The sequence below is a fragment of the Aquimarina sp. Aq78 genome (assembly GCF_900299525.1).
In the GTDB taxonomy this organism is placed as follows: Bacteria; Bacteroidota; Bacteroidia; order Flavobacteriales; family Flavobacteriaceae; genus Aquimarina.
Window position 1 is genome coordinate 560128 of sequence record NZ_OMKA01000003.1, and the last position, 13381, is coordinate 573508.

Genomic DNA, 13381 nt, shown 5'->3' on the forward strand with positions numbered 1-13381 from the left:
AGTTAACCTATTAAAACCAAAACAATGCTTAGACCAGGTATAGTAAAGGTTTTCGGAATATTACATTTTTAGAATTATACTATCGAAAATTGACGGCCTTTTAATTTAATATTCCAATTTTTATAGAATTTTTAAAGTGAGAAAAGATCATTATGCTGTCTTATGGGCTTTCTTTTTTTCTATAAACAACAATTCTTTTTCCATTTTTTTAAATATTTTTTTCATAAAATATCGATGAAATGGTTTCACAAAAAAGAAATACATTTTTCCTAGGGTATTATGTATTTTCACTACGGTTGCTAGTTCTATTATCGTGTCTTCCCCCTCTTTATAACTAATAAAAGATAGTTTAAAATCTAAATGTTTGTCTGTCTGTCCTGTTAACAGTTCTATATCATTCTTATCCAGTACATCGAATATTGCAATACTATCCCCAATATTACCTTCAAATTCGTTCAAATATGCTTCTCTTTCTGTATGAGTTAGTTTAGTTGCTGTTTTTAGTCCCATTTTTTTGGCTATTTTCTCTCTAGAGAGTAATAGTTTCGTAAAAAACGGTGAGAAGGATTTAAAGAATGCTACCATACAATCTTTTGGTTTAGGCACTTCATTTAATACTGTGGTTCTCAATTGAAAAACATCACAATAACTTACTTCCTTACTTTGTTTAGCAATCAGGTATTCTTTATTTAGTTCTATCTCTATTATTTTCATTTTTTAAAATCTGAAGTCACATTATTATTTACTATTGTTATAACATACTACTACATCTTTTTATTTAAGATATAATACCTATGTTCATCCCAAATTTTATCATTCTTAATAATTGCCTTTTGGAATATTCCTTCTTTTTTAAACCCGCTTTTTTCGAGAACCCTCATTGAAGTAGTGTTATATTCAATAATTCCTGCATATATTCTAATCAGGTTTAATTTTTCAAATCCATATTCGGTTATCTGGTCTACAGCTTTTGTAGTAATCCCTTTACCCCAATAAGGTTCTCCAAGCCAATACCCTATTTCTGCTGATTTTCTATATATATCATTTTGTAACATAAGAGATATAACTCCACAAAGTTTACCTCTAAACTCAATCCCGAAGCTTACTACAGGGTCCTGTTGTATTGTCATCTCAATAAAGGATGTAGCATCCTCTTCATCATAAGGATTAGGAAAATAATCTCTTAGATTATTTGATATATTACTATTATTGGCAAGTTTTGCCATTTGTAATTTATCTGATTCTTTAAGCTGTCTTATTTTAATTTCTCTATTATCCATAATTCATTAAGTTATTGATAAACCCAAGCAATGATATGGTAATCTATAGAGGTAGTTTTCATTCTACACTTATTTTTTTGACATTAAATATTCTTTTAAACTACTTTTAATAAAGTATTCCCAGCCTCCTATACAGCTCTCTCGTGCAAATTCTGGAATATCAGGCGGAAAACTGTCTATTATTTCGGTCATCAACCTAAGTTTTACATGATTCTCATTTTTAAACAATTCAAATGTTACAAATGAATCTCCGCTATATTCTTTATATCTCCAACTATATTTTATCTTCTGATTTGGTACTACTTCTGTTATCTTCCAAAGGTGTGTAAACGTTCGATTTTCGACCTCGACAACAAATTGTGTTTTAAATCCTTCTTTTGCTTCAAACGATTCAATTTGTTCAAAAAACCATTTTTTCATTTGGTCTAATTCTGTTATGGCTTTCCAAACATTTTTTGGTGTTGTCATATAAGTTTCTTCTACTACAATTGGTGCGTCTGTATTTTTCATATGACAAAATATTTTGATTATGTATTTTATTTTCTCCTCTATTGAGCAGCTTTTGCTTTTCTTATCATTTTCTAATGAAATAAACTTTTGATATTATATATTTTAAAGTTAAAATAAGAGCCTTTATTAAAAGGTTTTAATTACATCTAGATTCTTTAACAATAGTCCCTGTACATACCCATTGATCCTCGTAAATGGATTCGTAGCATATTTTCATTTCAAAATTACTTTCGTTCACTTTTGCATAAAGAAGTTCGGCCCATTTTGGATCAACAACTTTTATCATGTTTATTGATTCTCCTGCTGGTAAAACCCGGTTCTGAACTTCTGCTGTCAGATGCGGAAATTGAGTAGTTCCAAGAAGTTTAGAAAATAAAGAATCTAACACCGGAACAGGATTATTATTCAGTTTTATAGCTGCTTTGTTAATTATTGCAGGACCAACGCCATTGTTACGGACTTTCAACACTACCCCATCATCCTGGTTATAAATAATTCTCCATTCCAAATACGGCCATACTGAAGCATGTTGCTGTTTTTGCATTAGATTTGTTTGATAGATATAAACTGCAACAGTAATAATATTAATCGTAATAGCTATAAGCCCAACTTTTACACCACTACTTATCTTTTTGTTTTTTCCCATAATACACTTTCAACTAACACATTACAACCTTTTTTTTATGAATTTTTATTTTCAGAGATATCTATGACAGGTTGTTATTACCATTTTTATATATCCTATTTTTCTATTAATATTGGAAAATTGTCAAGATCTATATCCGATAGTTTTTCATTACAATTCTTTATTATTTTCCCAAGTAAATAAGGTCCCGTTTCTTTTTCATACCCCAGCCGAATATAAGCATAACAATCATTTTCTCTTAGATCTGTAAATTCTGTAGAAAAATAAGAAATACCAGTTTTATCACTTGTATCGGATTCATCTCCTAAATAGAAGCTTGAAGCTATATCAGCTTTTCCATTTTGAGTATGATTTGATTTCCCAAATTCTGTCATCTCTATTTTATAATCGATTGTAGTATAGTTAAATCTCTTAATTATAACAGCAACTGCAAGATTACCTTTTTTACCTGTTAATGTTATTCGACGACCTATTTCTGGAGTTTCTGGAAAATAAATAGTATCGGTGTCATTTAAAATCAATAGATTATCCGAAAGTGTGATCTTCTTCTCTCTTAATTTTTTGAGTCCATCAATAAATTTATCTGAATAGTCAGACTTATTTTTAATACTTATTTCTGTTTCTATTTTATCAATATCATTCTCCTTATCATCAGAAAGGTTTATGCTCTTATTAGTATATAAACTATCTCTAGCTATTGTTTTTGTTGTATCTACAAAAATCGAAGATGTTTTTTTATTCGTCTGTGAATTACTACACCCCAATACACTCATTACGATTAGAGTTGCTACTATATTTTTTGCCTCCACTATTTTAAGATGACTCATAATAATTTTGTACTAATTATTTAATTAAAAAAAGACAAGAGATGTTTTCTACTGTAGTTTAAAAGTAACTAATTCAAGTGAAAATGGTAAGAAAATTCTACAACAATGAATTAGAGTCAGTATAATATGATCTTAATATATACTTCTATAAACCAATAAACCTATCTTACTTATCTGAGACGTCGTGTCCTTGCATAAGTAAGATAGGTTTATATATCAATTCATTAATTGGCAATTATAGCCAAAAGATGAATACTATTTCTTTGGAGTTTCCTTTAAGATTTCTTTTACGAATTTCCAGTATTTTTGTACCGACGAGATACTTGTTCTTTCGTCTGGTGAGTGTGCTCCCAAGATTGTTGGTCCAAACGATATCATATCCATATCCGGATAATTCTGCCCCAGGATACCACATTCTAATCCTGCATGACAGGCAGCTACATGTGCTTTTTCGCCATTAAGGTTTTGATACAATTCATCCATTACTTTTAATATTGGAGAATTCATATTAGGAGCCCAACCGGGATAATCCCCACTAGTGGTTACTTCACATCCTATTAACTCAAAAGTAGCTCTCAACTTGTTTGCAAGATCCAACTTAGAAGATTCTACACTGCTTCGGGTTAGACATTCGATAGTGATATCTCCTTTTCCTATTGTTATTTTAGCAATGTTATTAGAGGTTTCTACCAAGTCAGAGATTGAAGCGCTCATAGTATACACTCCATTATGTGCAGCATATAATGCCTTTATTACTCCTTCCTGAACACCTAACTCCATTACCTGTGCTGGTAGATCTGTAGTATTAATTTCTATAGTAAGATCAGGATCGGCGATAGAAAGTTCATTCTGGATTGTTTTAGATAACTCTCCTATTTCGAATTCAAAAGCTTTTGCCTGTACTGCATCTACTACAATTATAGCGAAGCTTTCTCTTGGGATTGCATTACGTAAGCTTCCTCCTTTTACTTCACTAATTTGTAAGCCAAAATTCTCAAAACCATCAAATAAAAGTCTATTCATTATTTTATTAGCATTCCCTAATCCTTTATGAATATCCATACCAGAATGCCCTCCACTAAGTCCTGTAATAGCAATAGTATACCCTACTTTACCATCTGCAACCGGTTCTTCTTTATAATTTCTTTTTGCTGTAACATCAATTCCGCCAGCACAACCAACTCCTATTTCATCATCTTCCTCGGTATCCAGGTTTAATAATATATCCCCATGTAACCATCCTCCTTCTAATCCCATAGCTCCTGTCATTCCTGTTTCTTCATCAATGGTAAATAATGCCTCGATAGCAGGATGTGCAATATCTGTAGATTCCAGAATTGCCATAATAGTAGCTACTCCTAATCCATTATCGGCACCAAGAGTTGTTCCTTTGGCTCTTACCCAATCTTCATCGATATACATTTCTATACCTTGGGTATCAAAATCAAAATCGGTATCTGTATTTTTTTGATGTACCATATCCAGGTGAGATTGCATCACTACCACTTTTCGATCTTCCATTCCCGAAGTAGCTGGTTTTCTAATTAGAACATTACCAACCTTGTCTATCTCGGTAGTTAATCCTAATGATTCTCCAAAATCTTTCATAAACGCAATGACACGTTCTTCTTTTTTTGAAGGTCTTGGAACCGCATTAAGATCTGCAAATTTATTCCATATCACTTTAGGCTCAAGGCTTCTTATTTCTGAATTCATAATTGATGTTTAAATATTGTCAGCGTTATATTATAGATATTTAGCAAAATTCTAAATTTTAAATCAAGTATCAAAGCTTAGAGCTGTCAAAGTCATAAAGTTTCTAAAGTCAAACAAATAGATCCTAAAAAAACTCTTAATTCTTCATTCTAAATTGAGAATTGTAAATATCTTTATCCCATGCAATCTAAGACAAAACTTTATCTCACAATATTACTTCCTGTTCAAATCATTCTGATTAAAATCTTTTCTTTTTTTCCTGAAGTTATAGAAAAATTATATAGTAATGGCTTGTTTGTTTATATCTCCAAGGCTTTGCGATATGTATTTGGATGGCTTCCATTTTCTTTTGGGGATATTTTATACTGCGTTTTAATTATTATGCTAATACGTTTTTTATTTAAAAAGGTATTTAAGAAGCATTTGTTATGGAAGGAAATAGTATTGGATATTGGCGCTACTTTATCAATTGTGTATGCATGTTTTCATATTCTTTGGGGAATGAATTATTATAGATTACCCTTACATGAGATATTACAATTAGATGATGAATATAGCGAAGAAGAACTGATTGACGTTTCAGAAAAATTAATAGTTCAAGCCAATTCTTTACATCTGCAACTAGAATCCAACGATTCCCTACCTATACGAATACCATATTCTAAAGAAGAAATATTTCAAAAAACAATTCCTGCTTACGATCAGTTACATCAAATATTTCCTGTATTACAATATCACCCTAAGAGTATTAAAACATCTATATTAAGTCTTCCTCTAACCTACATGGGGTTTAGTGGGTATTTAAATCCTATTACCAATGAAGCGCAAGTAAACGGATTAATACTTAATTACAAGGCGCCTACCACAAGTTGCCATGAAGAAGCACATCAATTAGGATTTGCCAAAGAAAATGAAGCCAATTTTATAGCTGCATTGACCACAATGAATTATGATGATGTATATTTTAACTATAGTGGAGCTACCTTTGCTTTAAAATTTTGCCTAAACGATCTTTATCTTCGTAATGAAGAAAAAGCAATCTGTCTTATCGAAAAATTAAGACCCGGTATTAGAAGAAATTATATTGAAGTAAATGAGTTCTGGGAATCTTATGAAAATCCCCTGGAACCCATTTTTAAAAGTACTTATGATAGTTATTTAAAAGCTAATAACCAACCTGATGGTATGGAAACCTATAGTTATGTCGTAGCTTTATTAGTTAATTATTATAAGACCAGATTATAGAACAGCTATAAGGTATTATAATACCCCACAATTCTAATTAGATCATTTTCTTTTTTATAATTAAGCCCTTTTGAGGAAACGTACTTTTCGATTTCGTTCTTTTTATCTTCCAAAACTTTCAATACATCTTTCTGTTTTAATTTGACCTTAAGTAAATCACCATCAGCTTTCAATATGAAATAACTACGTTTTTCTATATATTTATCATTCGTTGTCTGTTCATAAGCATCAATTCCTTTTTGACCTTGCTTTACCTTCTTTTCTACCTTCATAACCAAAGAATTCTTTCCTTCTTTTAAAAAGACAAAGAACTGTTTTGTCCCTTCATAATCTAACATCTTATAAACATATCCTTCGTCCAAAACAACCCGAATATTCTCTCTTTTCAAAACATTGAATATTTCTGTAACTTCAATTTCGTCATTTAAAGTATTATATCTAACATAGGCTCTACGCATTTTTTTTCCGTTTACGTATACCGAAGCAAGCTTATTTTCATTTTCGTAGTACTGATGCCCCTGAACAGTATTCTTTAAAGGCTTCTTAACTACTACTCGAGTCCCATAAGCACTCATATTTGTTGTTTCTTCAACTCCAGCAACCGAACCTATTTTAGCTTGCCCAACAATCAGACAATTTTGCAACAATAAAAGCACTAAAAACAATTTTTTCATTCTCTTTAATTTAAATTTTCCCGAAGTAAAGAAACGACTTTTATACATAATATCACCCATTGTTAAAAATACTATTTAACAATCTGATATACTACAAGAATTCTAAATTCTGATAAAATTAAATAGATAAGTCAATCCTAAAGTTATATAGAATTATAATAATTAATAATCTTAATCAGGTCTTTTTCCTTCTTAAAACTTAGTTTTTTTGAAGAGGCAAATTTTTCAAGTTCTTCTTTTTTATCCAAAACTTTAAGGATGTCCTTTTTCTTAAGTTTTACTTTTTGAACCTCTCCCTTTTTATTGTTAATTATAAAGTATTTATTATTCTCAATATATTTTGAAGGAGTACTAGCATCATAACTGGTTACCGCTTCTTTCCCTTGTTTTACTTTCTTCATTGCTTTCACTCCCAGAGAGAATGGTCCTTTATTATACACAACAAAAAATTGTCTGTCCCCTTCATAATTAAATAACTTATAGCTATACTTTCTAAGAGCAACTTCTAAGTTATCTACTTTTAGCATATTAAATCTTTTATTATCATCTACATATTCTAGTTCTCCATTAAAAGCATTGTATCTAACTAAACATTGGCGTACTTGTTTTTTATTCACATATATTGTTGCCATTTCATTATTCTCTTCAAAATACTGATGTCCCTTAATAGAAGTGTTTCGAGCTTTTTGTCTTACCATAATTGTTGAACTAAAAGGCCCTATCCCTGTCTTACCTCCAGGATCCGAGGCTCCTCCTCCAAAGGTTTCCTGCCCAATCATTACAGTACTACTCATCAATAAAAAAAGAATAAAAAAGTTTTTCATTATTATAAATTTTGTTGTTAATATTTTGGTAAATTTCTAAAAATCCATAAATATACTAGTACAAGTAATGTTAAAACAATCTTAATTAACAATCTTTATTATACCAATTATTGTTTTACATATGATTCAATTTATGGTACACCATACTTATGAAAAAACTTCTATTATCACTTGCGGTGATATACAGAATTTTAAATTCTCACTCTCAGTATTATTTCTCAAAAAAATAATAAGTTAGGTTATTACAACAAATTCTAAGTATACTATATTCAAAAATGCGAAGGTTTATCCCACATATGATACCACAATCAAGTTGGGATTTCTGATGTATTTATTCTGTCTCTATTGGAGTCAAAAATGGAAAACAATAATGGAAGAAACTTAATAATTATATGGTTGCTTTAAAATTAGCACCGACAAGATTCTAATAGCACTACAACGTATTATAGTAATCTATTATCTTAATCAAATCTGATTCCTTTTTAAACTTCAATTTTTCTGAAGATGCAAATTTTTCAAGATCATCTTTTTTATCTTTCAAAACGTTAAGAACGCTATTCTTTTTTAGTCTTACTTTCTTTAAATTTCCTGTCTTATTTTTTATAAAATAAAAATAATCTCTATAAAAAGCCGGAGGTGTATATTTCTCAAAACCTGATTTAGGTTTTTTGGCATCCTGAATTTTTTTTCTTGCTTTTAATACTAATGAAGTTTCTTTGTTTTTATTGAAAATAATAAAATATTCTTCTACTCCTTTTTTATTTAACAGCAATCCATATTCATAATCTTTCAAAACCACTCGGATTTTATTTTCTTTAGAAAGGACAAATTTTTTATCGTTTTCTATAACTTCAATTTGATCATGATATGCATCATAACGTACAGCATATTTATGAATCATCCTATCGGCAACATAAATTTCTGCTATTTTATACTCTTCATTATAGTATTTATGCCCTTTTATCGATTTTTCGGTATAGCTGTTTCCAGTAGGACTACTATATACGTTAAGCACTTTTGTAGTATCATACGCTAAGCCATTACTAGAATTAAAATCGTTATTTATATTAGATTGCCCAATCATTAAAGTAGTGCCAATCCATAAAAAAAGAATAAAAAAGCTTTTCATTATTGTACGTTCTATTGTTAATATATACAGATGTAATCCTAAAAATACAAATTTAATAATGCAATAGCTAATGTTAAAACAATCTTAATTAACAGCCTCTTTTTATTTCAACCGTTATCTTTAAATCCGATTCAATTTACTTTACACTAATCACTTATGAAAAAACTTCTATTATCACTTACGGTGATATGCGGAATTCTAAATTCTTACTCTCAAGATTATTTTCCAAAAAATGATGGGGTTAACACTACCAATTCTAATTACACCGTATTTAAAAACGCGACGATTCACACAACACCAGATACTGAGATCAAAAATGGAACTCTAGTTATCCAAAAAGGTAAAATTGTACAGGTAGGAAATTCTATTTCGGCTCCTGCGAATAGTGTGATAATTGACCTTAAAGGGAAACATATTTATGCTTCTTTTATTGATCCATTCACCAATTTTGGTATCGAAAAACCTAAACGAAAAGGAGGAAGCCCTTTTAGAGGTAACCCGCAATATGAAGCATCCCGAGAAGGCTATTACTGGAACGATCACATTCGTCCAGAAACTAATGCCTTAACCTCCTTTAAATATGACGCCAAAAAAGCAACAGAATATGTAAAAGAAGGGTTTGGAGTACTTAATACTCATATGCCCGATGGTATTGTAAGAGGAACCGGGTTATTAGTGGCTCTAAATAATGAAGGTACAGAAGGTGATCGACTATTAAGTGATCGCTCATCACAGTTCTTATCTTTTTCTAAAAGTAATAAAAGTAAACAGATATACCCCACATCATTAATGGGAGCTATGGCACTTCTAAGACAAGTGTATCACGATGCCGATTGGTATGCTGGTGGTAATGCCACTAACAAAGATCTATCTCTGGAAGCTTTAAACAGGAACAAAAATCTTCCTCAAATTTTTGAAGCAGGAAGCAGAATAAATGGTTTTAGAGCTGATAAGGTTGGTGATCAATTTAATACCCAATACGTACTTGTTGGTGGTGGAGATGAATATGCCAGGATCGACAAGGTAAAAGCTACCAATGCCAAATATATAATTCCTCTGGATTTTCCTGAAGCCTATGATGTTTCAGATCCTTTTATGGCTAATCTGGTAAGTCTTGGAGATATGAGACATTGGAACCAGGCCCCAACAAATCCTTCTGTATTATCAAAAAATGGGATTACCTTTTCTTTGACTACACATAAATTAAAAAAGGTTGCCGATCTAAAAGGCAGAATTACAAAAGCTATTGAGTATGGCTTGGATAAAAAAATTGCCATTGCAGCGCTAACAACCATACCTGCACAGATTTTAGGAAAGAGTAATCTTTTAGGAAGTATTAAAAAAGGGAGCTATGCAAACTTTCTAATCACCAAAAGTGAATTATTTTCAAAAGACAATATTATTTATGAGAACTGGGTGCAGGGTCGTAAAAATATAGTGAATGATATGAATGTTACCGATATCAATGGTAACTATAAGCTAACCGTTGCCGGAAAAACGTATGATATGTCAATTTCTGGAAAGCCTACAAAACCTAAAGCCGAAATAAAACTTGGTGAAACAAAATTAGGATCCAAAATAAACTATAAGAATGATTGGGTAACTATTACTTTTACCGATACTGATACTACTAAAACACAATACACAAGGATTATATCCAGTATTACTGGCACTCCTAATTTTTGGAGTGGTAAAGCTATTCTTCCTAATGGAGCGCAAACTTCTTTTTCTGTTAAAAAGAAACCCGAAAAGGCTTCTGAAAAAAAGGATAAAAAATCAACCGATAAAAAAGAAAAACCCGAAGTTCTTCCTGTTGTATATCCTAATATAGCATATGGAAATTCTCAAGTACCAAAATCGGAGTCGTTACTATTTAAAAATGCAACAGTTTGGACCAATGAAACCGATGGGATTTTAACAGAGACCGATGTATTAGTCAAAAATGGTAAAATCACTGCTATTGGTAAAAACCTTAATGATAGTAACGCCAAAATAATTGATGCTACAGGAAAACATCTTACTTCTGGTATTGTTGACGAGCATTCTCATATTGCAGCGGCTGCCATTAATGAAGCTGGACATAATTCTTCTGCCGAAGTAACTATCGAAGATGTTGTATCTCCCGATGATATTGATATTTATAGAAATCTGGCAGGTGGTGTAACCTCTATTCAGATTCTTCATGGTTCTGCAAATCCAATAGGAGGACGCTCTGCAATCATAAAATTAAAATGGGGACAGAGTGCCAATAATCTTATCTACCCCAATTCACCAAAGTTTATCAAATTCGCATTAGGCGAGAATGTAAAACAAAGTAATTGGCAAAGTTTTAGCCGTTTCCCACAATCAAGAATGGGGGTTGAACAATTATATATAGATTACTTCTCTCGTGCAAAAGAGTACCATAAACTTAAAACAAGTGGTAAACCGTATCGAAAGGATACCGAAATGGAAACCTTGGCAGAAATTATAAACGGTCAACGTTATATTAGCTGCCATTCTTATGTGCAAAGTGAGATCAATATGTTAATGAAGGTTGCCGAAAAATTTAATTTTAGGATTAACACCTTTACCCATATTCTCGAGGGATATAAGCTAGCAGATAAAATGGTAGCTCATGGTGTTGGAGGATCTACCTTCTCTGACTGGTGGGCATACAAATATGAGGTTAATGATGCCATTCCTTATAATGCAGCTATTATGCATAAACAAGGTGTAGTTACTGCAATCAATAGTGATGATGGAGAAATGTCTCGTCGTCTTAATCAGGAAGCTGCTAAATCCGTAAAATATGGTGGTGTAAGTGAAGAAGATGCGTTGAAATTTGTAACTCTTAACCCTGCCAAACTATTACATATCGATGACAAAGTAGGAAGTATTAAAATAGGTAAAGATGCAGATTTAGTATTATGGACAGATCATCCACTATCTATATATGCTAAAGCAGAAAAAACTATAATCGAAGGAGCCGTGTATTTTGATCTTGAAAAAGATAAAGCTATGAGAAAATCTATTGCAGCAGAAAGAAATAAACTTTCTACTATGCTTTTAAAGGCAAAAAACAGTGGTCTTAAAACACAGCCTGCCAAGAAGAAGGAAAAGCAACATTTCGAATGCGAAACTTTAGAAACTATTAATTAAACAAAATATAGATCAGACTAAGCTTGTCGAGGTCTAAAATCATAAAGAATATGAAAAAAATAGTATTCATAATAGCACTGTGTATTATTTCCTTTGGAAAAGTAACAGCGCAGCAAACCCCAGCAAAAGTTCAGAGTGAAGCAATAACGATCACTGGTGCTACAGCACATATTGGTAATGGAGAAGTTATTGAAAATAGTATTATCGTTTTTGAAAATGGAAAGATAACAGCAATAGGTGCTAATGGAAGTGCCTCTGCAAAAGGAACTGTAATTAACGCTTCTGGAAAACATATCTATCCTGGTTTTATAGCTCCAAATTCTACCTTAGGATTAGTAGAAATAGGTGCTGTTCGTGCTACAGATGACGATAGTGAAATTGGAAATTACAACCCACATATTCGAAGTATTATAGCCTACAATGCAGAGAGTAAAATTGTAGAAAGTATGCGCCCCAATGGTGTTTTAATAGCACAGGTTACCCCTCGTGGCGGTAGAATTTCGGGAACATCATCGATTGTGCAATTAGATGCATGGAATTGGGAAGATGCAACTATAAAAGTAGATGATGGTATTCATATCAATTGGCCAAGTTCCTTTACAAGGGGTCGTTGGTGGCTTGGTGAGGATCCCGGATATAAGCCCAATAAAAAATATGCAGAACAAATAACAGAATTGGTAGATTTTATACATCAATCCAAAGCTTTCATTAAATCAACTAAGACAACAGGAAATCTTCCTCACCAAGCAATGAAAGGTATTTTTGATGGGTCAAAAACTTTATTTGTACATGTAAATACAGAAAAAGAAATTTTGGATGTGCTTAGTTTTTCTAAAAAAAATAATATCAAGAAAATAGTTTTAGTAGGTGCCTATGAAGCTTATAAAGTTGCAGCACAGCTAAAACAAAACAATGTTCCAGTTCTAACTACAAGAACACACTCTACTCCCAGGCAAGAAGATGAAGATTATGATTTACCTTATAAAAATGCAAAATTATTGATGGATGCTGGAGTGTTGGTTGCATTACAGAATAGCGGGCAAATGGAGCGTGCTAATGCCCGTAATTTACCGTTTCAGGCAGGAACTGTTGCTGCACATGGATTAGATAAAGAAAAGGCTTTACAACTCATTACTGGTAACAGTGCCAAAATTCTGGGTATTGATAATAGTACCGGAACTCTTGAAGTTGGTAAAGATGCCACTCTATTTATTAGTATCGGTGATGCCCTGGATATGCGCACCAATCAATTAGAGAAAGCTTTTATCCAAGGACGTGATATTAGTTTAGAAAGCCACCAGACTAAGTTATGGAAACGATATAGTGAAAAATACACTAAATAATAATCCTAAATACTCTTATTAAAGAAGTTAAATCTTTTTAGTTAAA

Annotated in this window: 12 protein-coding genes; 3 read left to right on the top strand and 9 right to left on the bottom strand. The window is 31.8% G+C overall.

Features of this window, described 5'->3' with window-relative positions; genetic code table 11:
• Positions 1 to 150: 150 nt before the first annotated feature.
• From DG435_RS07330 to DG435_RS07355, 6 genes are all read right to left on the bottom strand, one after another.
• Positions 151 to 714: a DUF2867 domain-containing protein gene (locus DG435_RS07330; protein ID WP_106792643.1), complete on the bottom strand. Its 564-nt coding sequence runs from the start codon at positions 712 to 714 to the stop codon at positions 151 to 153.
• 50 nt (positions 715 to 764) lie between these two features.
• Complete coding sequence (locus DG435_RS07335) at positions 765 to 1280, bottom strand: GNAT family N-acetyltransferase (RefSeq protein WP_106792642.1); 516 nt, start codon at positions 1278 to 1280, stop codon at positions 765 to 767.
• 69 nt (positions 1281 to 1349) lie between these two features.
• Positions 1350 to 1790 (bottom strand): SRPBCC domain-containing protein, encoded by a 441-nt coding sequence (locus DG435_RS07340; RefSeq protein ID WP_106792641.1) that lies wholly within the window; start codon positions 1788 to 1790, stop codon positions 1350 to 1352.
• 136 nt (positions 1791 to 1926) lie between these two features.
• Positions 1927 to 2436 (bottom strand): hypothetical protein, encoded by a 510-nt coding sequence (locus DG435_RS07345; protein ID WP_106792640.1) that lies wholly within the window; start codon positions 2434 to 2436, stop codon positions 1927 to 1929.
• A 95-nt stretch (positions 2437 to 2531) separates the two neighbouring features.
• Complete coding sequence (locus DG435_RS07350; RefSeq protein WP_106792639.1) at positions 2532 to 3263, bottom strand: hypothetical protein; 732 nt, start codon at positions 3261 to 3263, stop codon at positions 2532 to 2534.
• Between the two features lie 255 nt (positions 3264 to 3518).
• Positions 3519 to 4979, bottom strand: a complete 1461-nt coding sequence (locus tag DG435_RS07355; protein ID WP_106792638.1) for an aminoacyl-histidine dipeptidase — start codon at positions 4977 to 4979, stop codon at positions 3519 to 3521.
• 180 nt (positions 4980 to 5159) lie between these two features.
• On the opposite strand from DG435_RS07355, the gene DG435_RS07360 reads away from it, so the two are divergent.
• Positions 5160 to 6224: a DUF3810 domain-containing protein gene (locus DG435_RS07360; RefSeq protein WP_106792637.1), complete on the top strand. Its 1065-nt coding sequence runs from the start codon at positions 5160 to 5162 to the stop codon at positions 6222 to 6224.
• Between the two features lie 5 nt (positions 6225 to 6229).
• Here DG435_RS07360 and DG435_RS07365 read toward each other — a convergent pair whose 3' ends face one another.
• From DG435_RS07365 to DG435_RS07375, 3 genes are all read right to left on the bottom strand, one after another.
• Positions 6230 to 6898, bottom strand: coding sequence for a hypothetical protein (locus DG435_RS07365; protein ID WP_159025575.1), 669 nt, complete (start codon positions 6896 to 6898; stop codon positions 6230 to 6232).
• Between the two features lie 143 nt (positions 6899 to 7041).
• The gene (locus DG435_RS07370) at positions 7042 to 7722 is read right to left on the bottom strand and encodes a hypothetical protein (RefSeq protein WP_108840577.1); all 681 of its coding nucleotides are present in this window, start codon (positions 7720 to 7722) and stop codon (positions 7042 to 7044) included.
• A gap of 433 nt (positions 7723 to 8155) precedes the next feature.
• Positions 8156 to 8851 (bottom strand): hypothetical protein, encoded by a 696-nt coding sequence (locus tag DG435_RS07375; protein ID WP_159025574.1) that lies wholly within the window; start codon positions 8849 to 8851, stop codon positions 8156 to 8158.
• A 156-nt stretch (positions 8852 to 9007) separates the two neighbouring features.
• Between DG435_RS07375 and DG435_RS07380 the strand changes: the two genes are divergently transcribed.
• Both DG435_RS07380 and DG435_RS07385 read left to right on the top strand, forming a co-directional pair.
• The gene (locus tag DG435_RS07380) at positions 9008 to 11992 is read left to right on the top strand and encodes an amidohydrolase family protein (RefSeq protein ID WP_106792633.1); all 2985 of its coding nucleotides are present in this window, start codon (positions 9008 to 9010) and stop codon (positions 11990 to 11992) included.
• A gap of 50 nt (positions 11993 to 12042) precedes the next feature.
• Positions 12043 to 13335, top strand: a complete 1293-nt coding sequence (locus tag DG435_RS07385) for an amidohydrolase family protein (protein WP_106792632.1) — start codon at positions 12043 to 12045, stop codon at positions 13333 to 13335.
• The last annotated feature ends 46 nt before the right edge of the window (positions 13336 to 13381 follow it).